The sequence below is a fragment of the Streptomyces sp. NPDC050121 genome (assembly GCF_044460385.1).
GTDB lineage: Bacteria > Actinomycetota > Actinomycetes > Streptomycetales > Streptomycetaceae > Streptomyces > Streptomyces soliscabiei.
Genome location: NZ_JBITJV010000026.1, coordinates 21,371 through 48,027, shown reverse-complemented (window position 1 = coordinate 48,027; position 26,657 = coordinate 21,371). Strand labels below are relative to the sequence as shown.

Annotated in this window: 23 protein-coding genes and 1 pseudogene; 8 read left to right on the top strand and 16 right to left on the bottom strand. The window is 72.6% G+C overall.

From position 1 onward, the window contains the following. Nucleotides 1–12: 12 nt before the first annotated feature. Nucleotides 13–313, bottom strand: a pseudogene (locus tag ACIBTS_RS32400) (cholesterol oxidase substrate-binding domain-containing protein); the annotation flags it as partial. A gap of 123 nt (nucleotides 314–436) precedes the next feature. On the opposite strand from ACIBTS_RS32400, the gene ACIBTS_RS32395 reads away from it, so the two are divergent. Continuing rightward, on the top strand, nucleotides 437–1,420 hold the full coding sequence (locus ACIBTS_RS32395; RefSeq protein WP_399324125.1) for an aldo/keto reductase: 984 nt from the start codon (nucleotides 437–439) through the stop codon (nucleotides 1,418–1,420). A 96-nt stretch (nucleotides 1,421–1,516) separates the two neighbouring features. Next, nucleotides 1,517–2,011 (top strand): DUF6328 family protein, encoded by a 495-nt coding sequence (locus tag ACIBTS_RS32390; protein WP_399324123.1) that lies wholly within the window; start codon nucleotides 1,517–1,519, stop codon nucleotides 2,009–2,011. Between the two features lie 67 nt (nucleotides 2,012–2,078). Here the strand turns inward: ACIBTS_RS32390 and ACIBTS_RS32385 are convergent, their stop codons facing one another. Together ACIBTS_RS32385 and ACIBTS_RS32380 are read right to left on the bottom strand one after the other, a co-directional pair. Further along, the gene (locus ACIBTS_RS32385) at nucleotides 2,079–3,164 is read right to left on the bottom strand and encodes a hypothetical protein (RefSeq protein WP_399324121.1); all 1,086 of its coding nucleotides are present in this window, start codon (nucleotides 3,162–3,164) and stop codon (nucleotides 2,079–2,081) included. A 128-nt stretch (nucleotides 3,165–3,292) separates the two neighbouring features. Then, entirely contained in the window at nucleotides 3,293–4,264 is a 972-nt protein-coding gene (locus ACIBTS_RS32380) for an LLM class F420-dependent oxidoreductase (RefSeq protein WP_319675334.1), read from the bottom strand. A 95-nt stretch (nucleotides 4,265–4,359) separates the two neighbouring features. Here ACIBTS_RS32380 and ACIBTS_RS32375 point away from each other — a divergent pair, with 95 nt between their 5' ends. After that, complete coding sequence (locus tag ACIBTS_RS32375; protein WP_399324119.1) at nucleotides 4,360–5,826, top strand: serine hydrolase domain-containing protein; 1,467 nt, start codon at nucleotides 4,360–4,362, stop codon at nucleotides 5,824–5,826. Here ACIBTS_RS32375 and ACIBTS_RS32370 read toward each other — a convergent pair. The 6 genes from ACIBTS_RS32370 to ACIBTS_RS32345 all read right to left on the bottom strand — a co-directional run bounded on the left by ACIBTS_RS32370 (nucleotide 5,815) and on the right by ACIBTS_RS32345 (nucleotide 15,602). Beyond that, nucleotides 5,815–7,476 (bottom strand): serine/threonine protein kinase, encoded by a 1,662-nt coding sequence (locus ACIBTS_RS32370; protein ID WP_399324117.1) that lies wholly within the window; start codon nucleotides 7,474–7,476, stop codon nucleotides 5,815–5,817. The two genes, ACIBTS_RS32375 and ACIBTS_RS32370, sit on opposite strands and share 12 nt — an antisense overlap. Before the next feature lie 307 nt (nucleotides 7,477–7,783). Beyond that, complete coding sequence (locus ACIBTS_RS32365; RefSeq protein WP_399324115.1) at nucleotides 7,784–8,743, bottom strand: threonine/serine dehydratase; 960 nt, start codon at nucleotides 8,741–8,743, stop codon at nucleotides 7,784–7,786. Between the two features lie 293 nt (nucleotides 8,744–9,036). Next, the gene (locus tag ACIBTS_RS32360) at nucleotides 9,037–12,036 is read right to left on the bottom strand and encodes an AAA family ATPase (protein ID WP_399324113.1); all 3,000 of its coding nucleotides are present in this window, start codon (nucleotides 12,034–12,036) and stop codon (nucleotides 9,037–9,039) included. A gap of 70 nt (nucleotides 12,037–12,106) precedes the next feature. Next, complete coding sequence (locus ACIBTS_RS32355; protein ID WP_399324111.1) at nucleotides 12,107–12,460, bottom strand: UBP-type zinc finger domain-containing protein; 354 nt, start codon at nucleotides 12,458–12,460, stop codon at nucleotides 12,107–12,109. Next, nucleotides 12,457–13,929 carry an ATP-binding protein gene (locus ACIBTS_RS32350; RefSeq protein ID WP_399324109.1) on the bottom strand — a complete coding sequence of 491 codons (1,473 nt, stop codon included), beginning with the start codon at nucleotides 13,927–13,929 and terminating at the stop codon, nucleotides 12,457–12,459. Before ACIBTS_RS32350 ends, ACIBTS_RS32355 begins: the two co-directional genes overlap by 4 nt. After that, nucleotides 13,926–15,602: an FAD-dependent oxidoreductase gene (locus ACIBTS_RS32345; RefSeq protein WP_399324107.1), complete on the bottom strand. Its 1,677-nt coding sequence runs from the start codon at nucleotides 15,600–15,602 to the stop codon at nucleotides 13,926–13,928. The genes ACIBTS_RS32350 and ACIBTS_RS32345 overlap by 4 nt, the downstream gene beginning before the upstream one ends. Nucleotides 15,603–15,867: 265 nt before the next feature. Between ACIBTS_RS32345 and ACIBTS_RS32340 the strand changes: the two genes are divergently transcribed. Beyond that, entirely contained in the window at nucleotides 15,868–16,740 is an 873-nt protein-coding gene (locus ACIBTS_RS32340; protein ID WP_399324105.1) for a universal stress protein, read from the top strand. 22 nt (nucleotides 16,741–16,762) lie between these two features. On the opposite strand, the gene ACIBTS_RS32335 is transcribed toward ACIBTS_RS32340, so the two are convergent. From ACIBTS_RS32335 to ACIBTS_RS32320, 4 genes are all read right to left on the bottom strand, one after another. Further along, on the bottom strand, nucleotides 16,763–17,998 hold the full coding sequence (locus ACIBTS_RS32335; protein ID WP_319671907.1) for a DUF4032 domain-containing protein: 1,236 nt from the start codon (nucleotides 17,996–17,998) through the stop codon (nucleotides 16,763–16,765). Between the two features lie 9 nt (nucleotides 17,999–18,007). Next, the gene (locus tag ACIBTS_RS32330) at nucleotides 18,008–18,757 is read right to left on the bottom strand and encodes an MBL fold metallo-hydrolase (RefSeq protein ID WP_399324103.1); all 750 of its coding nucleotides are present in this window, start codon (nucleotides 18,755–18,757) and stop codon (nucleotides 18,008–18,010) included. A 143-nt stretch (nucleotides 18,758–18,900) separates the two neighbouring features. After that, a complete protein-coding gene (locus ACIBTS_RS32325) occupies nucleotides 18,901–19,398 on the bottom strand; it encodes a hypothetical protein (RefSeq protein WP_399324101.1) in 498 nt (165 codons plus the stop codon). A gap of 55 nt (nucleotides 19,399–19,453) precedes the next feature. After that, nucleotides 19,454–20,083 carry an alpha-ketoglutarate-dependent dioxygenase AlkB gene (locus ACIBTS_RS32320; RefSeq protein ID WP_399324099.1) on the bottom strand — a complete coding sequence of 210 codons (630 nt, stop codon included), beginning with the start codon at nucleotides 20,081–20,083 and terminating at the stop codon, nucleotides 19,454–19,456. A gap of 135 nt (nucleotides 20,084–20,218) precedes the next feature. On the opposite strand from ACIBTS_RS32320, the gene ACIBTS_RS32315 reads away from it, so the two are divergent. Further along, nucleotides 20,219–20,854 (top strand): TetR/AcrR family transcriptional regulator, encoded by a 636-nt coding sequence (locus ACIBTS_RS32315; RefSeq protein ID WP_399324097.1) that lies wholly within the window; start codon nucleotides 20,219–20,221, stop codon nucleotides 20,852–20,854. Between the two features lie 28 nt (nucleotides 20,855–20,882). Continuing rightward, a complete protein-coding gene (locus tag ACIBTS_RS32310; RefSeq protein WP_399324095.1) occupies nucleotides 20,883–22,556 on the top strand; it encodes an FAD-binding dehydrogenase in 1,674 nt (557 codons plus the stop codon). A 4-nt stretch (nucleotides 22,557–22,560) separates the two neighbouring features. Here the strand turns inward: ACIBTS_RS32310 and ACIBTS_RS32305 are convergent, their stop codons facing one another. Next, a complete protein-coding gene (locus tag ACIBTS_RS32305; RefSeq protein ID WP_399324093.1) occupies nucleotides 22,561–22,920 on the bottom strand; it encodes a DUF488 domain-containing protein in 360 nt (119 codons plus the stop codon). Between the two features lie 156 nt (nucleotides 22,921–23,076). Between ACIBTS_RS32305 and ACIBTS_RS32300 the strand changes: the two genes are divergently transcribed. Together ACIBTS_RS32300 and ACIBTS_RS32295 are read left to right on the top strand one after the other, a co-directional pair. Then, nucleotides 23,077–24,498, top strand: coding sequence for a M1 family metallopeptidase (locus ACIBTS_RS32300; RefSeq protein WP_399324091.1), 1,422 nt, complete (start codon nucleotides 23,077–23,079; stop codon nucleotides 24,496–24,498). A gap of 59 nt (nucleotides 24,499–24,557) precedes the next feature. Then, nucleotides 24,558–25,295, top strand: a complete 738-nt coding sequence (locus ACIBTS_RS32295; protein ID WP_399324089.1) for a hypothetical protein — start codon at nucleotides 24,558–24,560, stop codon at nucleotides 25,293–25,295. A 39-nt stretch (nucleotides 25,296–25,334) separates the two neighbouring features. Here ACIBTS_RS32295 and ACIBTS_RS32290 read toward each other — a convergent pair whose 3' ends face one another. Continuing rightward, nucleotides 25,335–25,586 (bottom strand): WhiB family transcriptional regulator, encoded by a 252-nt coding sequence (locus tag ACIBTS_RS32290; RefSeq protein WP_079657631.1) that lies wholly within the window; start codon nucleotides 25,584–25,586, stop codon nucleotides 25,335–25,337. A 135-nt stretch (nucleotides 25,587–25,721) separates the two neighbouring features. Continuing rightward, the gene (locus ACIBTS_RS32285; RefSeq protein WP_399324087.1) at nucleotides 25,722–26,624 is read right to left on the bottom strand and encodes a LysR family transcriptional regulator ArgP; all 903 of its coding nucleotides are present in this window, start codon (nucleotides 26,622–26,624) and stop codon (nucleotides 25,722–25,724) included. Between the last annotated feature and the right edge of the window lie 33 nt (nucleotides 26,625–26,657).

Genomic DNA, 26,657 nt, shown 5'->3' with positions numbered 1-26,657 from the left:
GCGGCCCAGGGGGAAGAGTCGACCGTGCAGCGGGGCGCGGAACACCCGGTGCGGGTCCAGTTGTTCGAGCGTCTCCGCCGCCTCGTCCCACGCGGAACCGAAGGACTCCGGCACTGCCGTCCCCAGCACCTCCCCGTCGCTCCAGCTCGCGGTAGAAGGCGTCCGCGTACGGCGTCCCCGGCAGCGTCAGGACGTCCAGCCAGACGGCCGTGTCCCACTCGGGGTGGTCGGGGTCGGGCCGCAGCGCGGAGAGCGACGGCGCCCGGACGCCGGTGAGTTCGGCTTCGGCCGGGTCGTCGAGACCGGTCACCCGGCACCCGTCGACCCATGCGGCCACCCTGTCGAACGCCGTCACTCTTGTGGGTGAAAGACTCACAGATGACGGCCCGGAGCGGCCCGTTCCGCACCCGGTCATCCCGGATGACAGACTGACCTCATGGACGAGCGCGAATTCGGTAGATCTGGTCAGCACGCATCCGTTGTCGGTCTCGGCACCTGGCAACTGGGCGCCGACTGGGGAGACGTCGACGACAAGGAGGCCCTGACGGTTCTGGAGGCGGCCGCCGAGTCGGGCGTCACCTTCTTCGACACCGCCGACGTCTACGGCGACGGACGCAGCGAGCAGACCATCGCCGCCTTCCTGAGCGGCCGGCCCGACCTGCACGTGCTGGTCGCCACCAAGATGGGCCGCCGGGTCGAACAGATCCCCGAGAACTACGTCCTGGACAACTTCCGCGCCTGGAACGACCGTTCCCGCCGCAACCTCGGCGTCGACCGCATCGACCTGGTCCAGCTGCACTGCCCGCCCACCCCCGTCTACTCCAGCGACGAGGTCTTCGATGCCCTCGACACCCTCGTCGAGGAGGAGCGCATCGCGCACTACGGCGTCAGCGTGGAGACCTGCGCCGAGGCCCTCACGGCGATCGCCCGGCCGGGCGTGGCCAGCGTGCAGATCATCCTCAACCCGTTCCGCCTGAAGCCCCTGTACGAGGTGCTCCCGGCGGCCCGCGAGGCAGGCGTCGGCATCATCGCCCGCGTCCCGCTCGCCTCCGGACTGCTCTCGGGCAAGTACACCGAGGACACCGTCTTCCCGGAGAACGACCACCGCACCTACAACCGGCACGGCGAGGCCTTCGACCAGGGCGAGACCTTCTCCGGCGTCGACTACGCCACCGGCGTCCGGGCCGCCGTCGAGTTCGCGGCCCTCGCCCCCGAGGGGTACACCCCGGCCCAGCTGGCGCTGCGCTGGATCATCCAGCAGTCCGGTGTGACCACCGTGATTCCGGGCGCCCGCTCGGCCGAGCAGGCCCGCGCCAACGCGGCCGCCGCCAAGCTCCCGGAGCTCTCCGGCGAGACCCTCGCCGCCGTCCGCGACCTGTACGACCGGCGTATCAAGGAGCAGGTCGAGGGACGCTGGTAGGCCACCCGGGCGGTGATCGAGGGACGATCGCCGCCCACGGGGTACTCGCCGGGAGAGAACACCGAGGAGGTACTCGGACCGGGCGGAGGAGGCCACGTGACGGACACGGCGGGAGCCGAACGGCGCAGGGGGCGCGACGAGACCGAGGAGGAGCGAGCCGACCGCATGTGGGGGGAGCTCATCCAGGAGGTCCGCGTCGCCCAGACCGGCGTGCAGATCCTCTTCGGCTTCCTGCTGACCGTGGTGTTCACCCCGCGCTACGCGGACCTGCCCCAGACCGACCAGGTCATCTACATCGTGACCGTCTGTCTGGGCGCCTGCTCGACCGGCGCGCTCATCGGCCCCGTCTCCCTGCACCGCCTGGTCGCCGGACGGCGGGTGAAGCCGCAGGCGGTGCGGTGGGCGTCCCGGCTGACCCTCGTCGGCCTGATCCTGCTGCTCGCCACCATGACCGCCTCACTGCTGCTGATCCTGCGCGTGGCCACCCACGACGACTACGTGCCCTGGCTGGTCTCCGGCGTGGTCACCTGGTACGCCCTGTGCTGGTTCGTACTGCCGCTGTGGACCCGGCACCGTTATACGACACAGTGACGCCGGGTGCCGCCGGTGACGCCGGGGGCGGGGACGCATGCCGGCGCCGGACGCACGGCTGCTCGTCCTACGGCTGCTCGGCCGCGGGCGCGTCGCCGCGACGCGCACCGCGCAGTGCGGTGATGCAGCTGCCGATCGCCTGCTGGAGCTCCTCCAACTGCTGCACCATGTCGTCCTCGTAGAAGTCCTGTGCGTCGACGTCGTCGAAGGTGAGCTCCTCGAAAACCTTCGTCGCCCGCTGCAGACTGCTGTAGAACTTCGTGCGCCGTTCCTGGACGCGCAGCTCGGGATCGGCCTCCACGGTCTCCACGACGAGGTGCTTCATCGTGTCGTAGGCCTCGGCGGCCCACTCGCCGGCGTCCTCGTGGTCGTCCAGCTCGTCGAGCAGCGAGAGGTGCCGCTCGGCCTCCTGACGCAGCTCGACGGGAGCGTCGATGGTCTGCCCTGCGGGCGTCTTCACCTGGCCGGACTCGGCGATCTGACGGACGTAGCCGATCCGGTCGGCCGAGCGGCTCTCGGTCGCCACGGCCTTCTTGAGGTCGTCGGTGCGCACGACGTCACGGGCCAGCTCGGCCTGGAGGTCCGGGTCCTCCTTGATGCGGTCCAGGAGCGCGGCGCGGGCCGCGCGGGCGGTCGAGGGATCCGCGAGGATCGCGGCCCGCAGGGCGGTGGGGTTCTCCGCCACCTCCAGCGCCTTCGTCGGGCGGATGCCCTCGGCCTCGGCGGCCTCCGCGATCGCGGTGCCGCGCTCGGAGGCGGCACTGGAACGCGAGACGTAGTAGGTGAGCCACACCTCGGCGTCCGGCAGTTCGACCTCCTGGCCCGGCGCCAGCTCCTCGAAGTGCGGGACGAGACCGTCGTCGGCGGCCCGGTCCCAGGCCTTGTAGTAGCGCATGACGCGCTCGGGAGAGCACCCGGCCAGTTCGGCGAACTCCTTCGCCGAAACCTTCGGCGTCTCGTCCGCGCTCTGCCCGCCCGGCCGGACGCTGCGCGCCACCATCAGGCCGAAGGCCCACCCGCCGGTCCGCGCGTAGACGCCGAACTCGCGGGCGTCGCGCGCCACGAGGTCGGACAGGGGCGCGGGGGACGTCGCGGCGGACGCCTCGGAGGACGTTGCGGCGGGCGTCTCGGGCAGGTCGATCGCCAGGGTCACGGATGACTCTCCTCTGCGGGCTGCTGAACATAGGATCGGCACTGCGGGAGTGCAGACCGGCAGCCTATATGGGCCCATTGGCGATGCTTTGACAGACCCGCGTGCGGGGTGCGAGGTGTGCCAGCCCCTCAGCCGAGGGCGTCGCGCAGTGCGGGCAGCAGGGTCTTCTCCGCCCAGTCCAGGTAGGCGGGCTGCGAGTCGCCGCCGATCTGCACCAGGGCGATCTCGGTGAACCCGGCTTCGGCGTACGGGCGTACGGCCTCGACGAAGTCGTCCGGATCGTCACCGCAGGGGATCGCCGAGGCGACGTCGTCCGGTGTCACGAACTGGGTGGCCGACTCGAAGGAGTCCGGGTGCGGCAGTTCGGAGTTCACCTTCCAGCCGTTGCCGAACCAGCGGAACTGGGCGTGCGCCCGCTTCACGGCCGTGTCCCGGTCGGGGTCGTGGCAGACCGGGAGCTGTCCCACGCGCGGCTTGCCCTGGCCGCCGTGCCGGTCGAACGCCTCCAGCAGACCGGCCTCGGGCTCGGTGGCGATCACCAGATCGCCCAGCCTGCCCGCCAGTTCGCAGGACTGCTCGCCGGAGACGGCGATGCCGATCGGCGGCGGCTCGTCGGGCAGATCCCACAGCCGGGCCGAGTCCACGTCGTAGTGGGTGCCGTGCCGCGTCACATGTCCGCCGCCGAACAGCGCGCGGATGATCTCCACCGCCTCCTCCAGCATCTCGTGCCGCACATCCACCGGAGGCCAACCGCCGCCCACCACATGCTCGTTGAGGTTCTCCCCGGCGCCGAGCCCCAGCCGGAAGCGCCCCTCGGCCAACAATTGCATCGTCGCCGCCTTCTGTGCCACCACCGCCGGGTGGTAGCGGAAGGACGGACAGGTCACATACGTCATCAGCGGAATGCGCGACGTGGCATGGGCGGCGGCTCCGAGCACGCTCCACGCGTACGGTGAGTGTCCCTGCGCGCGCAGCCAGGGGAAGTAGTGGTCCGACGTCACCGAGAAGTCGAAACCCACCTCCTCGGCGCGCACCACGTGGTCGACCAGGTCACGAGGGCCGGCCTGCTCGGTCATCATCGTGTATCCGATTCGCACCATAGGACCCGAGTCCCCGGCCGCCGGGGGAGGAAACGGGCCACCGCTGACCTGAAAAGAGAGTCGATGATCGTCGGCCGTCCGGGCAGGATGCAGGTATGAGCGAGCGCCCACTGCCTTCGAGCCCCCCGTCCGCCGAGGGCGTCGACGCCTCCGGCGTCCTCGCCTTCCTCGACGCCGTGGAGGCGGCCGAGATCATCGAGCCGCACAGCCTGATGATCCTGCGTCACGGCCGGCTCGTCGCCTCCGGCTGGTGGGAGCCGTACACCCCCGACCGGCTCCACCTGCTGTACTCGCTGAGCAAGAGCTTCACGTCGACGGCCGCCGGGTTCGCCGTCGCCGAGGGGCTCATCGACCTCGACGACCCGGTTCTCTCGTACTTCCCGGAGCTCGACGCGGACATCACCGACCCGCGCAGCCGCGCGATGCTGGTGCGGCACGTGGCGGCGATGGCGAGCGGGCACGAGGCGGAGACCTACGAGCGGGCGCGCGCTCTCGACCACGACGACCCGGTCCGCGGCTTCCTGCTGCTGCCGCCGGACCGCGACCCGGGAACCGTGTTCGCGTACAACCAGCCCGCCACCTTCACGCTCGCCGCGATCCTTCAGCGCGTCACGGGCCAGTCGCTCACCGCCTATCTGCGTCCGCGCCTGCTGGACCCGCTCGGCATCGGCGAGGTCGCCTGGCTCACCGGCCGGTCCGGGCGCGAGCTCGGCTTCAGCGGTCTGCACGGCACCACCGACGCGATCGCCCGGCTGGGGCAGCTGTACCTGGACGAGGGAGTGTGGGACGGCGAGCGGCTGCTGTCGCGGGAGTGGGTCGCCGAGGCGACGCGCGAGCAGGTGGCCACGGCGCCCGGCGCGGCGGCCGACGCGGACCGCCTGGACTGGGACCGGGGCTACGGCTTCCAGTTCTGGCGCTCCCGGCACGGCTACCGCGGCGACGGCGCCTACGGACAGTTCTGCCTCATCCTGCCCGAGCACGACGCCGTGATCGCCACGACCGCGGCGACGAACGACATGCAGGCCCTGCTCACCCTCGTCTGGGAGCACCTGCTGCCCGCGTTCCGGCCACAGCCGCTGACCGGCCGCGAGGACGCCGACGCGGCCCTCGCACATCGCCTGGCCCGGCTCGCGCTCCCCCCGGCCCCCGGGAAACCGGCACCGCCGGAGCGGGACGGGGAGTGGTCGGCCGCCGCGTTCACACCGCACGGCGGTGTCTGCGCGGCCCTGCCGAAGCTGACCGGCGCCGCGGTGACCGGGGGCCCGGACGGCTGGTCCCTGAGTCTTGTCGAGGAACCGGGCGGCACGCGACTGGAGGCGCCCCTGGGCTCCGGCGGCTGGCAGGTGACCGACGAGCCGCTGCCCATCGCCGTGAGCGGCGGGTGGACCGACGGCGACACCCTCACCGCGCACCTCGCGTTCCTCGAGACCCCGCACCGCCTGCGGGTGACATGCTCCCTCGCCGAGCGGACCTTCACCGCCCACTGGGACACGGAGCCCCTGCACGGCGGCGCGCTGCGCTCGCTGCGCGCCCCACGGCCGTCGGGACGCTCAGGCGGCTGAACCCGGCCGGAAGGTCCGCAGGAACGTGTCCAGGGCCTGCCGGTTCGCGCTCTTGTCCCAGTCCGCGGCGGGCGTCGTCCAGCGCAGCGAGAAACTGCGGTGCCCGCCGAGGAGGAAGCCCCGGCCGAACGTGCGCACCTGTGTGCCGTCGACGTCCTGGAGCCACTCCATGTCGGCGGCCTTGTACCCCTGGTACGTCCTTGCCTCGATGTCGCCGAGCCGCCGGAAACCGTCGGCCTTCCTCAGGTTGGGCTCGACCTCGTCGCGCCAGATGGCCACCGGGTCCGGTCCGGCGCTCTCGCTGTAGGTCACCGCGAGGGTGCGCGGGTCGCCGGCCGCCCCGAAGGTGATCCGGTACGCCTGATCGGCGCCGCGCGCCGTTTGCAGCCGTTTCCAGTCCGCGGGCAGGGCGACCGAGAACCCCTCGGGCGCACGGTAGACGCGGAAACCGTCCGGGAGGGCGTCGGGGGAGGCCGACGGCGTTGCCGAGGCGGGTGCGGAGGGGGAGACGTCCGGGGACGTGCTGGGGGACGGACGGCCCGAAGGGGTCGGGGGCGCCGTCGGAGTCGGCGTCGCGGGGCCTCTGTCACCGGCGTCCTCGCTCGGCGGCCCGGCGGACGCGGACGGCCGGGTCTGCGCGCCGCCCGACGCCGTGTCGTCGCTGTCCGGCAACTGGTGGGTCACGGCGAGCGCGGCGACCGCCACGGTGACCACGGCCAGCGCCGTCCCGGCCGCCATGGCCCGACCGCTCCACTGCGGACCGATGTGCCGGGCCGCCGCGCAGGCCCGCTTCAGCTTGGGGGTCGGCATCACCCCGTGCGGGTCCTCGTCCAGCACCCGGGTGAGGGACTGTCGTACGACCGTCCGGGTCAGCCGCTCCCGGGAGTCCTTGCGCAGCAGCCCCTGCACGGTCCCGGTGAGCGGGCCCGCGCGCAGCGGGGTGCGCAGCGGCAGCCGGTCCACGCCCTTCAGCGTGCTCTCCGGCCGGTCCCGGTCCCGGTACGGCGGCCGCCCTTCGACCATCGTGTAGAGGATCGCGCCCAGCGCCCACAGGTCGGCCGCCGGACCGATCCGCTCGTCCCGGGCCTGCTCGGGCGAGGCGTACGACGGCGCCGCCACCCGTGGGGCGAGGGTCGCGCCCGCCAGTCCGAAGCCGGTGAGGACGAGCGGGCCGCGGGCCCGCAGGAAGACCTGGCCGGGGCTCAGCTCGCCGTGGGTGATGCCCTCACCGTGCGCGGTCTCGAGCACGTCGAGCAGCTCCAGCCCGATCGCCGCGGCCCGCGCCGGACTGAACGACCCCTTCTGCGCGAGGAGTTGCCCCAACGGCAGGCCGTCGATCCACTCGGTGACGGTCCACAGTGAGCCCTCCTCCTGCACGGCGTCGACGACCGTGGCGATCCGGCCGGGACACAGCCGCGCCACCGTCTCGGACATCCGCAGGACCCGGTCGGCGGCCTGACGTGCTTTCTCCTCCCCCTGATCGGAGGGCAGCCCGATCCTGGTGACCAGGCACGGCCGCGCGGCTCCGGTGTCCTCGACGTACTCGCCGTACCAGCTGACGCGGTTCGTCTCCTGGTGGACGACGTCTAGCAGCCGGTACCTCCCGGCGACCAACTCGTGCGTGGAGACGTGCGTCTTGACCATGGCCATCCCTCGCTGAACCGCCGGTACTCACCCTTGCCCATGGGTACGACCGGCGAGAGGGGGTCCGTTCAATTGGAAGGCAACTCCGACGGGATTCCTGTCTTTCATTCAAAAGGTCGACCGTATGAGCCGAAGACATGTGCGAGAAAAGGGAATTGCCGGGGTGCGTCCGGGGACCGTCCCACGATGTAACCAGCGGTAAACAGGGCCGCGGGCGGCTCCCCGGGGATCCCGGAAAGGACATTCTCGGCCACGGTTCCATTCCTGCCCGGACGCCGCCCGGCCGGATTTCCCTTATCCCGGCCGAGAGGTGTCAGTGCAGCCCGAACCGATCCATCCAGGCCCTCATGTCCGCGGCCGCGGCATTGCCCCCGCAGACCACCAGCCCCAGCCGGGCGCCGTCCCCCACCCGTTCCACGATCTGCCGGGCCGCGGGCAGGAGGCAGCCGGCCGCCGGTTCGGTCCACACCTTGGCGTGCTCGGCGAGCTCCAGGCAGCCCCGCACGGCCTCCCGGTCGGGCACCACCAGCACCTCGCCGACCAGGGCGCTGACATGGTCGTACGTCAGCTGCGAGACACTGGGCGCGCTGAGGGTGGAGACGATCGACGACAACTCCACCTGTACCGGGCCGCCCGCCGCCAGCGCCTCCGACATCGCCTGCGCGCCCTCGGTCTCCACACCCCAGATCCGCAACGCCGGGCGGCGGGCGCGAAGGGCCGCGGCGACACCGGAGATCAGGCCGCCACCCCCGACGCTCACCAGGACGTCCGTCAGCTCACCGGCATCGGCGGCGAACTCCAGGCCGACCGTGCCCTGCCCCGCGACGACCACCGGATCGTCGAACGGATGCACCAGCGTGAAGCCCTCCTCCCGCAGGCGCTCCGCCAGCGTGAACGCGCCGCCCATCGTGTCGGTCAGCCGCACCGAGGCACCGGTCGCCGCCACGATCTCGACGGAACGGGCGGGCGCCGAACGCGGCATCACGACCGTGGCCTTCACATCCAGCGCGGCCGCCATGACCGCGAGCGCGATCCCGTGGTTCCCGCCGCTCACGGCCACGACCCCCGCCGCCCGCTCGGCCTCGGTCAACGACAGCAGCTTCGCCGTCGCCCCGCGCGCCTTGAACGAGCCGGTGCGCTGGAGAAGTTCCAGCTTCATCGTGACGGGAACGCCGAGCAGCGCCGACAGGCCCGGGCTCGGCACGGTCGGGGTACGGACGAGATGTCCGGCGATCCGCTCGGCCACGCCTTCGATGTCCGAGATACCGATCAAGGCAATCACCCTTCCGACGCGGGAGAGGAGGAAGTACCGCGCCTGGTCCTGTCGCACCCTGACGGGGCATCGCCCGGCAGGTCAACTCGGCCATGGTCCTGGGGGCGTCGGCGCGATGGCCGGCGCCGTTCACCCATCGGTCGGGCGAAGGCGACCGCCATCTTCTCTCGCGCTCTCGCGCCCGCTCTCGGCACCGAATACCGGACGGCGGTCCGAGCCTGGGCAGCCGTCAAGGTGACGGCCCCGAACACGCCGGCCGCCGCGCCCGCCCCGGTCGCGAGGGGGGGAGCGGATCAGCCGGACGCGCCGAGCTCGGGTTCGAGGAGCCGCTCGCGATAGGCGATCGCCACGGCCTCCGTACGGCTCGCCGCGCCGAGCTTGGCGAGGATGTTGGAGACGTGGACGCTCGCCGTCTTGCCGCTGATGAACAGCTCCTCGCCGATCTGCCGGTTGCTGCGGCCGAGGCCGAGCAGCCGCAGGACGTCCTGCTCGCGGGCCGTCAGGGTGAGCGAACGGTCCCGGCCGCCGGACGGGCCGTGGGGGAGCCGCCCGCGCCGGATCAGGGCGTCCACCCGCTCAAGCAGGGGCGTGGCGCCCAGCCGTACGGCCGTGTCCCGGGCGGCGCGGGCCTCCAGGCCCGCTTCCTCGCGCCGGTCGGCCGCCAACAGGGCCTCGGCGTACCGCAGTCGGCAGCGGGCGAGTTCGTAGGCGTCGCCGTAGTCGAACGCCGCGACCGTCCTCTCCCAGGCCGCCGGGTCCGGTCCCGTCGTGGCCCACGCGCACTCGGCCTCGGCGCGGGCCAGCCAGGCGTGGCCCTCCGGGCCCTGGGGCAGGCCGGTCTCGCCGCGCAGGGTCACCTCCCGCGCCGGTTCCAGGAGCTCGTCGGCCACGGCCGACCAGCGGCGGGCCGCCGTCTCGTCGCCGGTGAGCCTGGCCCCCGCGGCCGCGTCGGCGACCGCCGTGAGGGCGAGCGCGGTGAGCCGGACCAGGACGTCCGGGCGCGTCCCCGACTCGTCCGCGAGGGAGTCGACGGTGGACCGCAGCTGCGCCACCGCCGCCTCGGCGTCCCCGCTCTGTGCCGCCGCGTCGGTCAGCACATTGCCCGCCACCAGCGCGGCCATCCAGTCGAAAGGCCCCTCCAGCAGGGCCCGGGCGCGCTCGACGACGCTCTTCTCGCCGCGCGCGAGGGCCACATACAGGGCCGGCCCCACCGCGAACCCGCCCGAGGCCGGCAGCACCGCGAGGTCGGTGGCCGCCGTCCGCACACACTCGTCCCAGCGGCCCAGCGTGTAGAGCACCAGCAGATGCAGATGCCGCATCCCCAGCGGATACGGCGAGGACAGCAGCCCGGCCCGGCGGGCGCGGTCCAGGCCCTCGGCCAGCCAGGGCAGGCACTCCTGCGGCTCCCCGGCCTCGTAGGCGCCGATCGCCAGGGTGAACAGGGTCCGCATCTCCACCGGGGCGTTGCCGCCGCGCCGGGCCAGTTCACGCGCCTCCTTCAGGCGCGCGCGGCCCTCGGGGGAGCGGCGGCCGTCCCCCTCCAGGTTGGCCAGGGAGACCAGGAGGTCGGCCCGCGCGTCCGTCAGATCCAGCCGCTCGGCGACGGGCAGCGCCTGGCGGGCGATGCGCAGGGCGCTCTCCGTGTCGCCGACCTGACGCGCCGCCAGCACGTGGGTGGCCGCGGCCCACACCCACGTCGGCGACGGCGGTTCGGCGGGGATCATCGCGAGGGCCTCGCTGCTGTAGGCGAACGCCGCCGACTGACGGTCGACGCCCATGAGAGTGCCCGCGAGCGTGTACCGCACCCGGGCGGCGAGTTCGGAGTCGGCGTCCTGGCCGACGCCCGCGAGTGCGGCGCGGGTCAGGGAGACCGCGCGGTGCGCCTCCCCGGCGTGCGCGGCGGCCGCCGAGGCGCGCAGCATCAGTGTGACCCGGTGGGTCCCCCCGCCCTCGCCCGACGGCAGGGCCGAGGCGGGCACCGACTGCCACAGGTCGAGGACGGCTTCCAGATGGTGGAGTTCCTCGGCGGGCGCCCCGACGTGCTGGGCGTGGTCGGCGGCCTCCAGGGAGGCGGCAAGCGCCTCGCCCAGGTCGTGGCTCTCGCGGTGGTGGTGGGCGCGCTCGGCGGCCGTCTCGGCACGGTGGGGTCGACCCGCCAGCAGGCGGGCGAACGCACCGTGGAGCCGGGAGCGTTCACCCGGGAGCAGGTCGGCGTAGACCGCCTCACGCGCGAGGGCGTGCCGGAACGCGTAGGTGCCGTCGTCGGCCGCGACCAGGAGCTGGTGGCCCACGGCCTCGCGCAGCGCCGACTCCAGCTCGTCCTGCGGCAGCCCCACCGCGTCCCGCAGCAGGTCGTGCTCCACGCGCCGACCGGCGACAGCGGCGGTCCGCAGCACCTGCTGGGCGGTCTCGGGGAGCTGCTCGACCCGGATGAGCAGAAGGTCCGCCAGCCCACTGGGCATGCCGCCGGCCTCGGTGTCCGAGGCCGCGAGCAGCTCCTCCGCATAGAAGGCGTTGCCCTCGGCGCGCGCCACGATCCGGCGCACCGTGGCCTCCGGCAGTGGCCGGTCCTCCAGGGCGCGCACCAGGCGGGCCACCTCGGCGTCCGCCAGCGGCCGCAGCTCCAGCCGGTCCACAGCCGGCAGCCGCACCAGCTCGGCCAGCAGCGGGCGCAACGGATGCCTGCGGTGCAGGTCGTCCGCGCGGTACGAGGCCAGCACCGCCAGCCGGTGACCCGGCCCGTTGCCCGTCGGGCGCTGCAGAAAGCCCCGGCTGAGCAGGAAACGCAGCAGGTCCCGGGAGGACTGGTCGGCCCAGTGCAGGTCCTCCAGGACGAGAAGCAGCGGCGCGACCTCCGACAGGTCGGCGAGCAGTCCCGCCATCCCTTCGAGCAGCCTCAGCCGGCCGCCCTCACCGCCCGCCCGCGCGGCGGGGGCCGCATCCTCGCGCACCGTGTCCGGCCCCGCGCCCAGCAGCCGGTCCACGACCGGGTGCGCGGCGAGGACGGCGGCGAACCGCTCGTCGGCGGCGAGCCCACCCAGGATCTCCGTGAACGGCAGATAGGGCAGGCCCACGTCACCGAGGTCGACGCAGTGCCCGGTCAGCACCGTCGTCCCCGTGCGCGCGGCCCGCGCGGCGACCTCGTCCAGCACCCGTGTCTTGCCGACGCCGGCGTCCCCGGCGATCAGCACCGCGCGCGCCTCACCGCCCCGGGCACGGTCGAGCACGCCGGAGAGCCGGGCGAGCTCTTCCTCCCGGCCGATGAACGGAGTGGCGAACACTGTCTGTTGCACGGCTCCATCCTGGCACGCGGCACCGACACCACGTCCCCGCGACCAGGAACGGAACCCCGCCCGGAAGGCGTCAACGGTGCAGCAACCGTGCCCAGTTGGCCGGTACACGCCCCGCCGGGCCCGGCGCGGGCTGGTCCGCCGGGTGGCTGGCCGGCGGGGCCAGCTCGGGTCCCGACTCGTACAGCTCGTCCGTGGAGTAGTCCCAGAACCACTCCTCGCCCGGCTCGAAGCTGCGGACGATCGGATGCCCGCTCGTCTTGTAGTGGGCGGTGGCGTGCTGGGCGGGCGAGGAGTCGCAGCAGCCGACGTGGCCGCAGGTCGCGCAGCGCCGCAGATGGAACCACCAGCCGCCCGCCGCGTCGCAGTCGACGCACCCGCCGCCGCTGGGCGGGACGCTCGGGTCGATGGCGTCTACGTCGGTCATACGGGCTCCTCCGCGGTCTCGGGGTCCTCGGCGTTCTCGGGGTCGGGGGCGGTCAGCGGCAGCAGCACCTGGAAACGGGTGTCGCCCGGCGCGGACTCGACATGGAGGCTGCCGTGATGCTTGTTGACGACGATCCGCCAGGAGATGTCCAGTCCGAGACCGGTGCCCTCGCCCACCGGCTTGGTGGTGAAGAACGGGTCGAAGATACGGCTGCGGATGTCCGGCGGAACACCGGGGCCGGTGTCGCGGAACTCCACCAGCACCCGGTCGCCCTCCCGTGCGGTGCGCACGGTCAGCGTGCCGTCCCCGCCGACGCTGTTGACGGCGAACACCGCGTTGTCGACGAGGTTCGTCCACACCTGGTTGAGCTCCGCCGGGTAGGCGGGAATCTCCGGGAGCGTCCGGTCGTACTCCTTGACGACCTCGATGCCCCCGATCTTGCTCGACAGCATCAGCAGGGTGCTGTCGAGGAGTTCGTGGACGTCGACGGTCCGGTAGGGCGCGCGGTCCAGCTGCGAGTACTGCTTGGCCGCGTCGACGAGGTGCGAGATACGGGTGGTGGAGTCCTCGATCTCGCCCATCAACAGCTCGGTCTCGACGGTGTAGTTGAGCCAGCCCACCGCGTTGGGCAGGATCTCCGCGTCCACGGCCGCCGCGACCTGCTCCAGCCAGTCGACGTCGAGCCCGGCCTGCACGAAGGTCGGCGCGTACTGCCAGCCGTAGTCCATGCCGTGGTCCTCGAGCCACTCGGTGAGCGCGTCCTCACGGTCCGAGGCCTCCAGCGGAGTCAGCGCCGGCGCCTTGGCGACCCGCTCGGCGGTGCGTTCCTGGACCTCGATCAGGCTTGCCAGCGCGTCCCGGGAGAAGGGCCCCTCGGCGATCAGGCCGAGCTTGTGGCGCATCTTCGCCACCCGCTCCCGCAGCGTCGCCGTGGCCCGTACGGCCGCCGCGGCCGGGTTGTTGAGCTCGTGCGTGAGCCCCGCCGACAACGAGCCCAGGGCCAGCAGCCGTTCCCGCTGGCCGATGGCCCGCTGCGTGTTCTTCGAGCCGAAGAACAACCCCTCCAGCAGGTGGGCCGCCATCGGGAACCACTCCTGCATGACGTCCGAGAACGACTGCGCCGGCAGCACGAAGAACCGCGTCGGCTCGGTCACCCGCATCGAGTTGTTGTAGACCTGCGGCACTCGGTCCCCCAGGTACGCCTGCATGGCCCCGGAGTACACCCCGCGCTGGGAGGTGCGGCTGACCTCGATGTCGTCCCCGCCGACCCGCCGGTACAGCACGACCGTGCCCTCGATCATCACGTAGAAGCAGGTCGCCGGATCGCCCTCGGTGTACACGGGCCCGGGCTCGAACTTCTCCACCCGGCCCTCGCTGCACAGCCGTCCGAGCTGCTCGGGGGAGAGCTTCTCGAACAGGAACAGCGAGCTGATCTCGGCCGGGCTGCACGGCATCAGCCGCCCGCTCACGACTGCTCCAGATACCGGTGGACGAGCATCACGGCCATGGCTCCCTCTCCTACGGCGGACGCGACGCGCTTGGCGGACTCGGCCCGTGCGTCGCCCGCCACGAACACGCCGGGAATGTTGGTCTCCAGGTGGTACGGCGGCCGGTCCAGCTCCCAGTCGGCCGGCGGCCGCCCGTCCGGTGTGAGGTCGGGGCCGGCCAGGATGAACCCGCGCTCGTCGCGCAGCACCGTGCCGTCCAGCCAGTCGGTCAGCGGGGCCGCGCCGATGAACACGAACATCCACTGCGCGTCGACGAGTTCGCTCTGGCCGGTCGTCATGTCCCGCAGCGTCAGCTGCTCCAGGTGACCTTCCCCGTGCGCGCTCTCGACGACCGTGCGGGGGCGCACACCGATGTTGGGCGCCTCCTCGATCTGCTGGATCAGGTAGTGCGACATGGACGCCGCGAGGGACTCCCCGCGCACCAGCAGCGTGACGGACTTCGCGCCCCGCGCCAGGTACATCGCCGCCTGCCCGGCCGAGTTGGCGCCGCCCACGATGTACACGTCGTGCCCCTGGCAGGAGGCCGCCTCCGTGAGCGCCGAGCCGTAGAACACTCCACAGCCGGTCAGGTCGTCGCAGCCCGGCGCCGCCAACTGCCGGTAGGAGACGCCCGTGGCGAGGATGACGCTGTGCGCGGCCACCGCCGAGCCGTCCGAGAAGCGGACCACCCGCGCGGACCCGTTGACCTCCAGCCCCGTCACCTCGCACGCGGTGAGGATCTCGGCGCCGAACTTCGTCGCCTGCCGCCGCGCCCGGTCGGTGAGCTGCCCTCCCGACACGCCGTCGGGGAAGCCCAGGTAGTTCTCGATCCGCGAGCTCTGACCGGCCTGGCCGCCCGTCGCCGACCGCTCCACCAGCACCGTCCGAAGGCCCTCGGAGGCCCCGTAGACGGCCGCGCCGAGCCCGGCCGGGCCGCCGCCGATCACCACGAGGTCGTAGAAGTCGGCCGTCGGCGTCGTCGCCAGCCCCACCTGGGCGGCCAGCTCGGGGGCGTCCGGCTCGACGAGGGGCGTGCCCTGCGCGGTGACCACCAGCGGCAGCCGCTGCCCGTCGACCCCGGCCGCGGCCAGCAGCCGCTGCCCCTCGGGCTCGTCGGCGGAGTACCAGCGGTACGGCACCTGGTTGCGGGCGAGGAACTCCCGCACGTCCGAGGAGCGCGCCGACCAGCGGTGTCCGACCACCTTGGTGGCCGGCACGGGCCGGTGGTCGCTGGACCGCCAGGCGTCCAGCAGGTCGTCCAGGACGGGGTAGAGCTTCTCCTCCGGCGGGTCCCAGGGCTTGAGCAGATAGTGGTCGAGGTCGACGACGTTGATCGCGTCGATCGCCGCACTCGTGTCCGCGTACGCGGTCAGCAGCACGCGCCGGGCGCCCGGGTACACGTCCAGGGCCTGTTCGAGGAACTCGATGCCGTTCATCTGCGGCATCCGGTAGTCGGCCAGGATGACGGCCACCAGATCACCGCGCAGCTTCAGCTCGCGCAACGCCTCCAGTGCGGACTCCCCGGACTCCGCGCGCACGATCCGGTACGAGGCGCCGTAGCGGCGCCGCAGGTCACGGGCGACGGCACGGGAGACCCCCGGGTCGTCGTCCACGGTCAGGATGACGGTCCGCGCTGCATCGGCGGCCTGTGCCATACGTCTCCCACCCCGAGAGCGGTCGGTCCTTGCGACGGCACGGCGAAGCCCGAGCCGGCTCCGCCCATCGTATGTTCGATCGCCCCGGTTCGCTCCGGGGTATCGGCACCGGTGCGCTCCGGCACAGCGCGGGGCGCTCGCGATCAAGGCGGCTGCCGCTCTGCCGGCAGGCCGGCTCACGAACGCGTCTCCCGTTCCGCGCCGCTGACGATCGACGTGGTGAAGACTGGCGGCGAACGATCTGATCAAACAGGAAGGCAGCGCGATGACGGGCCCGATCACGGCAGGGGTCGACGGGACGGACGAGAGCCTCGCGGCGCTCGCCTGGGCGGCCAGGGAGGCCGTCCGGCGCGATCTGGCGCTGCGGGTGGTGCACGCCTGGCGGTTCCAGCCGAACGCGGCCGCCGAGGTGGCGGACCGCGACGCACAGGAGCGCTGGGTGCGGGACGCGGCCGAGCAGGCGGTCGCGACCGTCCTCGAGCGCCACCCGGGACTGACCGTCACCACCGACGTCCTGGAGGGCGGCCCGGTCGGGACGCTGGTCGCCGCCGCGGCGCAGGCGCAGTCGCTGGTGCTGGGCTCGCGCGGGCACGGACCGCTCGTCGGGTTCCTGCTGGGCTCGGTCGGTCAGCAGGTGATCGCCGAGGCCGCGTGCCCGGTGGTGCTGGTGCGGGCCGGTGACCGGCCGTCGTCCGAGGTGGCCGGTCATGAGATCGTCGTCGGCCAGCACGGTGAGCCCGAGGACAGCGCCCCCGCCCTGCGCTTCGCGTTCGAGACGGCGGCGGCGCGGGGGGCGAGCGTGCGCGCCGTGCGGGCCTGGACGCTGCCGCCGGTGTTCGCCTACAGCCCCGGCTCGCTCAGACTGCTCGACGACGCGGGCGGCCTGGAGCAGTACGAGCAGAAGGCGCTGGCCGAGGCCCTGAAGCCATGGCGCAAGCGGTTCCCCGACGTGCATGTGGTGGAGCATGTGGAGATGGGCAGCGCGGGGCAGGTGCTGCTGTCGGTGGCGGGGCGGGCGCAGCTTACGGTGGTCGGCCGCCGCGCCCACCGCACGGCCGTGGGCGCCCGGATCGGCTCCGTCGCGCACGGGGTCCTGCACCACGCCGACTGCCCGGTCGCCGTCGTGCCCCACGCCTGAGGCACACCGGCCCCATCGCGGCTCACTCCGGAAGGGTCGGCTCCAGGGTCTCCCGTGCCGTTGGCAGGATGTTCGTGATGTAGTCCTCGACGACGGTGTCGAGCCCGATGTCGTGCTGTGCGCGCTCCGACAGGTACCAGCGGTGTTCGAGGAGCTCGTGGTAGATCTCCGCCGCGTCCATGGAGCCGCGCAGTTCGAGGGGCACCGCGCGCACGGTGGGCCGGAACACGTCCCGCACCCACCGGTGGGCCAGCACCTCGGGGCGGGCCGCGAGGGGGTCGCCCGGGGCGTAGTCGTCCTGGGTGGCCATCCAGCTCTCCAGGTCGCTCAGCAGCCGCCGGGCCTGGTTCTCCTCGGTGTCCAGGCCGGTCAGCCGCAGCAGTTGGCGCTGGTGGTGGCCGGCGTCGACGACCTTCGGCACGAAGGTGACCGTGTCGCCGTTGGAGGAGTGCTCGATCTGCATCTCGGCGACGTCGAAGCCGAGCTCGTTGAGCCGGCGGATCCGGCGCTCGATGTAGTGGTACTTGCCCGCCGGGTACACCGAGGTGCGGGTCAGCTCCTCCCACAGCGCTCCGTAGCGGGCGCAGATCTCCATGCCGAAGTCGATCGGGTCCACCGACGGGTGCAGCGCCCCGGACGCCTCCAGGTCGAGCAGCTCGCCGCTGATGTTGACGCGCGCGAGATCGAGGTCGTAGTCCCGCTGCCCGGTGCTGAGCCGCGGGTGCAGGTCGCCGGTCTCGGCGTCCACGAGGTAGGCGGCGTAGGCGCCCGCGTCCCGCCGGAACAGCGTGTTGGACAGCGAGCAGTCGCCCCACGCGAACCCGGCCAGGTGCAGCCGCACCAGGAGCACGGCGAGGGCGTCCATCAGCCGATGCATGGTCGCCGGGCGCATCGTCGTCTCGAACATCGAGCGGTACGGCATCGAACCGCCCAGATGCCGGGTGACCAGGACCGACTCCAGCGGCCCGCCGTCGTCCGCGGTGCGCCCGGTGACCACCGCGAGCGGGTCGACGGCGGGGATGCCGATCCGGTCCAGGTCGCGCAGCAGCTCGTACTCGCGCAGCGCGGGGCGCTCGGCGAGCTCCTTGACGGCGATCACCTCGTCGCCGGCCCGGGCGTAGCGCACCACGTGGCGGGAGATGCCGCGCGGCAGCGGGACGAGGACCTCCTCGGGCCACTCCTCCAGGGGCAGGTGCCAGGGCAGCTCCAGCAGGAGTGCCGGATGCTCCGGGTTGGTGGCGCTGATCTGCAAAGCCATGGCCTGACCTTAGACGGCGCGCTGGCGGGCCTGCTGCGCCGCCGCCTTCACGGACCCCTGGTGCAGCGGTCCGTGTCCGGGCAGCAGCAGATCGCCCGCCAGCCCCTCGATGACCTCCAGCGACGCGACGGCCCGGGCGCGCTCGTGGTGGAACATGTCCGGCAGCAGCTGCGGCCCCCGTACCCGCGATGTCGGATGGGCGCTGACCAGCGCGTCGCCGGAGACGACGACGCCGGCGTCCGGGAGGTGGAAGACGGCGTGGCCGTCCGTGTGGCCGGGGGTGTGCACCGGCACGGGACGGCCGGGCAGGTCGAGCGGCCCGGCCGTGGCCGGGAACGCCTCGGGCGCGGTGACCGGGTGCTGTTCGGTGCCGCCGGAGCGCAGCGCGTGCACCATCCACGGCAGGACGCCGGGACGCCAGGCGTTCCTCAGTACCTCGCCGACGGTCACCTGCTGGAGGAAGTCCCGGCGGGCGTGCGGCACTTCGGCCTCGTGCAGATACACCGGGGTGCCGTAGGCAGCGCCCAGGTGCTCGGCGGAGCCCAGGTGGTCGTTGTGGGCGTGGGTGATCAGCACGGCCGTGACCGCCTCCGGCGAAGCGCCCACCGAGGCGAGGGAGTCCAGGACCAGCTCGCGGTCGCCGGGGTAGCCGGTGTCGATCAGGGTGACGGCGTCCCCTTCGGTGAGGATCACCCAGTTGGTGTTGCTGCCGTGCACCAGGTAGGTGCCGTCCGCCACTTGCCGTACGTCTGCCCGCATGGCCGTCCCGTGTCCTGGAGAGGGGTGCTCGACGGGGACAGCAAAGCAGATCACGGGGTGGATGCGGACGGTGGGGTTCCAGGCATGCCGGACAGGAACCGTGTCACCCGCCTCCGGCGCACCCCGGTGTGCTCATCGGGATGTCAGCCGTTCACTGTCACGGCCATGACGAGCGTGGCGAGAAGGGTGTCGCAGGACGAGGCAGAACTCCGCGAACGGGCGGACCACCACCTGGTCGATCCGGTGGTGACGGGCGTCCCGGAGCGCGTGGCCGAGCAGCCCGCCGGCCACCGGGTACGCGGCCGCGTCGAGCGAGCGGGGCGTAGGGAGGAGGCGAGGAGCGGGGCGGCGAGCGTGAGCAGCACCCAGGTCGGGTCGACGTCGCCGCCGCCCAGCGCCTCCGTCGCGAAGACGACGACGCAGGCCGCGAAGAACAACGGCCACGCCGTCGACGCCCTGCGCAGCGCCGCGGCGCCGAAGCAGACGAGCGCGGAGGCCGTCGGCGCGGGTGCCAGGTCGACGCCCTCCGCCATGTCGAAGGCGATCAGCGCGCTCGCTCCGCCGGCCGCGAGAGCGGGCCAGTGGCGCAGGATTCCCGGCCGGCTCGCGGACGACGGCACGGGCTCCGGTGAGTTCGTCATGGCACCGACGTGCATACCCCTGAGGGGTAGGGAAACGGGTACCGTCGGCTCCGTTTCACCGCACTCCGTGCGGCCGGAACTGGATGCTGATGCGCGGTCCGGCGGCCCGGGCGGACTTGGGGACGCAGTGCTCCCAGGTCCGCTGGCAGGAGCCGCCCATCACGATCAGGTCGCCGTGCCCCAACGGGCGTCGTACCGTCTCGCCCCCGCGCAGCGGGCGCAGCAGCAGATCGCGCGGCGAGCCCACGGAGAGGATCGCGACCATCGTGTCCTGGTGGGCGCCCCGGCCGATGCGGTCGCCGTGCCAGGCGACGCTGTCCCGGCCGTCGCGGTAGTGGCACAGCCCGGCGGTGACGAACGGCTCGCCCAACTCGTCGGCGTAGTGCGCGGACAGCGCTCGCCGGGCCTCCTCCAGCACCGGGTGCGGCAGTGTCTGCTCCGCCGCGTAGAACGCCAGCAGGCGCGGTACGGCGACGTCGTTGTCGTACATCTTCCGGCGCTCCGCGCGCCACGGGACCTCGGCCGCCAGGTGTTCGAACAGCGCGTCCGAGCCGGTGAGCCAGCCCGGCAGGACGTCGATCCAGGCGCCCGCACCGAGTACGGTCCGGCGGCTCCCGTCGAGGGGGCCGAGGCGCAGTTCGTCGGTCTGGTCGAAGAGAGAGCCCTGGAGGTGGTGCGCGGTCATGCCTCCAGCGTACGCCCGAATCGAAAATGTGTTCGTTCCGCGACCCCTTCCGGCATCCCGCGGTTCCCCGCGTGCCCACCCCTTTCGATACATGGATGTATCCGATACATTCGCGTATCGAACGGAGGTCCGATCATGGCCGTGCGGCAGACGCACCAGTCGACGGGGCGGGTCACCCGACGCCGGGTCCGCACGCGGGCCAACCTGCTCGAAGCCGCGTTCGCCGTGTTCGCGGGCAAGGGTTTCGGGCGGGTCTCCATCGAGGAGGTCTGCGAGGCCGCCGGCTACAGCAGAGGCGCCTTCTACTCCAACTTCGACAGCCTGGACGAGCTGTTCTTCGCGCTCTACCGGGAGCGCGCCGACCTGATCGCCGAACAGGTCGCCGACGCCCTCGCCGGGGACGGCCCCGACCTCGATGTGCAGGCCTCCGTGGACCGTGTCACCGAGGTCCTCCTCCTCGACCGGGACTGGCTGCTGGTGAAGACGGACTTCCTGGTGCACGCCGCCCGTGACCCGGCCGTCGCGCAGTCACTCCTCGAACACCGGGCCAGGCTGCGCCGCGCGATCACCGACCGGCTGGAGCGGGCACGCGGTCACACCGCCCTGCCCGCCGTCCTCGGCGACGCCGCCTCCGCCGCCCACGCGGTGATCGCCGCCTACGACGGGGTCACTGTCCAACTCCTGCTGGACAAGGACGCCGACGGCGCCCGCGCCTGGCTCAAGCAACTGCTCACCGCGCTGCTGACCGATGGCAGCGGACACCACGCATAGCACCTCAGGCAGAAAGGCAACGGTCGCCATGGACGCGGACGTCATCGTCGTCGGAGCGGGTCTCGCGGGCCTGGTCGCGGCACATGAACTCACCAGCAGGGGCCGACGGGTCGCCCTCGTCGACCAGGAGAACGCCGCCAACCTCGGCGGCCAGGCGTTCTGGTCCTTCGGCGGACTGTTCCTCGTGGACTCCCCGGAGCAGCGCCGGCTCGGCATCAAGGACTCCTTCGACCTCGCCTGGAACGACTGGCAGGGCAGCGCGCAGTTCGACCGGACCGAGGACGAGGACTCCTGGGCGGTGCGCTGGGCCCGCGCCTACGTCGAGTTCGCGGCGGGGGAGAAGCGCACCTGGCTCGCCGGGCACGGGATCTCCTTCGTGCCGACCGTCGGCTGGGCCGAACGCGGTGACCTGCGCGCCGACGGACACGGCAACTCCGTACCCCGCTTCCACGTCGCCTGGGGGACGGGCACCGGCGTCGTCGAGCCGTTCGCGCGCCACGCCAAGCAGGCCGCCAGGGACGGGCTGCTGACCTTCTACCACCGCCACCAGGTGGACGAGCTGGTCATCGAGGGCGGTGCCGCCCGAGGGGTGCGCGGCACGGTCCTCGCCGCCGACGACGGCGCACGCGGCGTCGCCTCCAACCGCGACCGCATCGGCGACTTCGAACTGACCGCGCAGGCCGTGGTCGTCACCAGCGGCGGCATCGGCGCCAACCACGACATCGTGCGGCGGTACTGGCCCGAGCGGCTCGGAACCCCGCCCGCCGAGATGGTCACCGGCGTCCCCGCCTACGTCGACGGGCGCATGCTCGACATCAGCGCGCAGGCCGGCGTCCGGCTGGTCAACCGCGACCGCATGTGGCACTACACCGAGGGCATCCAGAACTGGGACCCCATCTGGCCCGGCCACGGCATCCGCATCCTGCCCGGACCGTCCTCCCTCTGGTTCGACGCCCTCGGCCGCCGGCTCCCCGACCCGTGCCTGCCGGGCTACGACACCCTCAACACGCTCAAGCACCTGCGCACCACGCCGGACATCGCCGACCACGACCACTCCTGGTTCGTCCTCACGCGCAAAATCGTCGAGAAGGAGTTCGCGCTGTCGGGCTCCGAGCAGAACCCGGACATCACCGCCAAGGACCGGGGGGCCGTCCTGCGCGACCGACTCCTCGGCAAGGGCGCCCCCGCCCCGGTGCAGGCGTTCCTGGACAAGGGCGCGGACTTCGTCATCGCCGACACCCTCGACCAGCTCGTCGAGAAGATGAACGGGCTGACCGGCAAGGCGCTGCTCGACGCGGACGGCCTGCGCCGCCAGATCGAGGCCCGCGACCTCCAGATCGCCAACCCGTACAGCAAGGACGCCCAGGTCCAGGGCATCCGCAACGCCCGCCGCTACATCGGCGACCGGCTCGGCCGCGTGGCTACCCCGCACCGCGTCCTCGACCCGGAGGCCGGCCCGCTGATCGCCGTCAAACTGCACGTCCTGACCCGCAAGACCCTCGGCGGAATCCAGACCGACCTCGACTCGCGCGCCCTGGGCGCCGACGGGCAGCCGGTCGAGGGACTGTACGCGGCGGGCGAGGTCGCCGGCTTCGGCGGCGGCGGCGTCCACGGCTACAACGCCCTCGAAGGCACCTTCCTCGGCGGCTGCCTCTTCTCCGGGCGGGCGGCGGGACGGGCCGCGGCGCAGCAGACCGGCTGACCCGTCAGCGCGGGTCCGCCTCCAGCAGACGGAGCAGCACCGCCGTGTGGCTGTGCGCCGACGCCTTCCCGGCCGTCACCAGCGTCACCGGCCCCTTGGCGGCCAACTCCCGGACATGGTCCAGGAGTTCGGCCGCCTCCGGGGCGGCGAGCTCCGCCTCGTAGCGTTGCGCGAACTCCTCGAACGACCCCTCGTCCGCGTGGTACCAGCGGCGCAGCTCGGTGGACGGGGTGAGGCCCTTGGGCCACTCGTCGACATGGGCAGCGTCCTTGGACACCCCGCGCGGCCACAGCCGGTCGACCAGGACCCGCACGCCGTCGTCGGACTCGGGCGGATCGTAGACGCGACGTACACGGACACTCATGGGCGGGCCGTCCTCGGGTTCGGCGGATGGACGTCGAGCGTAGGCTCGAGACGGCCGCCGGCGCCGCTCGGCTTGACCTGAATGGGGAGGAAAGCCGGGTGCCCAGTCCCTAGTCTGGGAACGTTTGATCACACGCCACCCCCCCCAGGAGCGCACGTGACACATTCCCGCAGACGGACGACCACCCCCCTCCTGCGCCGTGAAGCGGTCGCCGCGACCGTGCCCGTCGCCGTGGCGGCGCTGCTCTTCGCGGCCGGACCCGCCACCGCGGCCGGCCCGACGGGCACGTCCGGAGTCGGCGACCCCTACTTCCCGCTCGCCGGCAACGGCGGCTACCACGTGGCCCACTACGACCTGACCCTGCGTTACGACCCGGGCAGCCGCCACCTCGACGGCAAGGCGGTCCTCACCGCCCGCGCCACCCAACGGCTGACCCGCTTCGACCTCGACTTCCAGGGGCTGAAGGTCACCGCCCTGACCGTCGACCACGTCAAGGCCGACTACCGGCGTGACGGCCAGGAACTCGTCGTCACCCCCAAGCGCGCCCTGCGCAAGGGCGAGCAGTTCCGCGTCACCGTCGCCTACAGCGGCACACCCGGACCGGTCACCGACCCCGACGGCTCCCTCGACGGCTGGATCCCCACCGACGACGGGGCCTTCGTCGCCGGCGAACCACAGGGCGCCATGACCTGGTTCCCGGCCAACAACCACCCCCTCGACAAGTCCTCCTACGACTTCACGATCACCGTCCCCAAGGACCGCGCCGCCGTCGCCAACGGCGTCCTTCTCGGACAGCGCACCACCCACGGCAGGACCACGTTCCGCTGGCGCCAGACGGAACCCATGGCCGCCTACCTGGCCACCGCCACCGTAGGCAAGTTCCAGGTCAAGCAGTACACGACCCGCACAGGCCTCAAGGTCTACGACGCCGTCGACCCGCGTGAGGCCACTACCGCCACGCCCGTCCTGAACAAGCTGCCCTCCGTACTGGAGTGGGAGAGCTCGCTGTTCGGGCCCTATCCGTTCCGCGCCGCCGGCTCGATCGTCGACCACGCCCCGAACGTCGGCTACGCCCTGGAGACCCAGTCACGGCCCGTGTACGACCGCGCGCCCTCCTTGAGCACCCTCGTCCACGAGAGCGCCCACCAGTGGTTCGGCGACTCCGTCTCCCTCACCTCCTGGAAGGACATCTGGCTCAACGAGGGCTTCGCGACCTACGCCGAGTGGCTCTACGCCGAACAGCACGGCGGCGACAGCGCACAGAAGTCCTTCGACGCCCTGTACGCCAGCCCCGCGACCGACGGTCTGTGGGAGTTCCCGCCCGGCGACCCCGGCAGTGGCGCGAACATCTTCGGCACCCCCGTCTACGCCCGCGGCGCCATGACCCTGCACGTCCTGCGCACCGCCGTCGGCGACCGCGCCTTCTTCCGCATCCTGCGCGGCTGGGCGGCCGCACACCGCTACGGCCACGGCACGACCGCCCAGTTCGAACAGGTCGCGGAACGGGAGTCCGGGAAGGACCTCGGCCCGCTGTTCCAGACCTGGCTGTACGGTCGAGGCAAGCCCAGCAAGCCGTAGCGCCCCAACGGGGCCCCGAACCTGACAAGTTCCACACACCTGTGGGCCACGATCGACCTATGTTCACGCACCGATCCCCTGCCGCACTGCTCGCCGCGTCCCTCCTGCTCACCGGATGCGGCGGCGCGGCGACCGCACCCGAGCACGGGCGCACCGCCACTGTCACGGCGGCGGCGCCGGGACCACCCGCGAACTCCGTCAGGACGGCGCCGCAGCGGATACCCGGCCTCGGAACCAGGACATGGGCCGCCGTGCCGGCCGACGCGGACCAGGTGGTCGTGGTGACCGGCCGGGGCATCGACTCCCCGGCCGCCACGGTCGTCCTGTACCGGCGCACCGAGGCCGGCTGGCGCGCCGGGGACAGCTGGCCCGCGCACAACGCGCTGCGCGGCTGGAGCGACCACCACATGGGCGGCGACCTGCGTTCCCCCATCGGCGTCTACGGACTCACGGACGCCGGCGGACTGCGGGGCGACCCCGGCACGAAGCTGCCCTACGACCACGGCAGCGGCTTCCACGCGCCCGGCACGGGATTCGAGGGCGAGCCGCTGGAGGGCTCCTTCGACTACGTCGTCGCCATCAACTACAACCGCGAGCCCGGCACTTCACCCCTGGACTGGACCCGCCCCCTCGGCGCCGGGCGCGGCGGCGGCATCTGGCTGCACGTCGACCACGGCGGCCCCACCCGCGGCTGTGTGAGCATCGAGAAGCAGCATATGAAGGAGCTGCTGCGCGCCCTCGACCCTGCCTTGCACCCCGTGGTCGTCATGGGCGACCACGCCTCCCTGGCCCGCTGAGGAAGAGTCAGGGAGCGGGGCGCTGTGCGGGGTCCCGTTTCACGAACTGCGCCGGCCTGCCTTGATGCGGCGCTTGAGGGCGCGTCGTTCCGTCTCGCTCAGGCCGCCCCAGACCCCGAGGGTCTGATCGGTCTCCATGGCCCACTCCAGGCATGACTCCCGCACCGGGCAGCGTCGGCAGACCGCCTTCGCCTGTTCCGTCTGCAGCAGTGCCGGCCCCGAGGTGCCGATCGGGAAGAAGAGGTCGGGGTCCTCGCGGCGGCACGCGGCGTGCTGTCGCCAGTCGTCCATCGAAGTCACCTGCGATCACGTCGTATGTGCTTTTCCGGATGAGTTGCTCCCGGTCGGGTCACCGGAGGGGCGGATGTGAAACGGCGCGGGCCGCAACGACGTTCACCACTCCCGCGGGCCCCACGAGGAGCCGGCTCAGTTCCTGAGGGTTCGGGCCGCCGTCGCCGCCACCGCGTCCGCGACCGCCGCCAGCGCGGGCGAGTCGAGCTTCCACTGCTGCCAGTACAGGGGGACGTCGAGCGGGCGATCGGGGGCGAGCAGGACCAGGCGGCCGGAGCGCAGGAACGGCTCGGCCTGCGCCTCGGGCACCATGCCCCAGCCGAAGCCCGCGGCGACGGAGTTCACGAAACCCTCCGAGGTCGGCACGGCGTGCCGTACCGGGCTCGCGCCGCCGGAGCCGCGCCCGAGGCCGCGCACGAACGTGTCCTGGAGGTCGTCGCTGCGGTCGAAGCTCATCACCGGCGCCCGGGTCAGCGTCTCGTGCAACGGGCCGTCGGCGAGGTGACGGTCCGCGAAGTCCGGGCTCGCGGCGGCCAGGTAGCGCATCGTGCCCAGCGCCCGCACCGAGCAGCCGGTGACGGCCTCGGGCGACGAGGTCACCGCGGCCATCACCCGCCCCTCCCGCAGGAGTTCAGCCGTGCGCGTCTCGTCCTCGCGGTGCAGTTCGAAACAGAGCGGCGGCTCCTGCGCCACCCGGACCAGGGCCGTCAGGAACCAGGTGGCGAGGGAGTCCGCGTTCACCGCGACCGTCACGCGTGTCGGCTCGCCCTCGCCGCTCATGCCCAGCTCGGACCGCGCGTCGCGCTCCAGCCGGGCCAGCTGGCGGGCGAACCGCACGACGATCTCACCCGATTCGGTCGCGCGCACCGGCTTGGTGCGCAGCAGCAGGACCCGGCCCGTGCGCTGCTCCAGTGCCTTGACGCGCTGGCTGACCGCCGACGGCGTCACATGCAGGGCCGCGGCGGCTGCGTCGAAGGTGCCCTCGTCCACCACGGCGAGGAGCGTCCGCACCTGGTCGAGGGGGAGGTCCGTCATCATCCGTACATCACGAGAGCTAATGATACGTAAGAA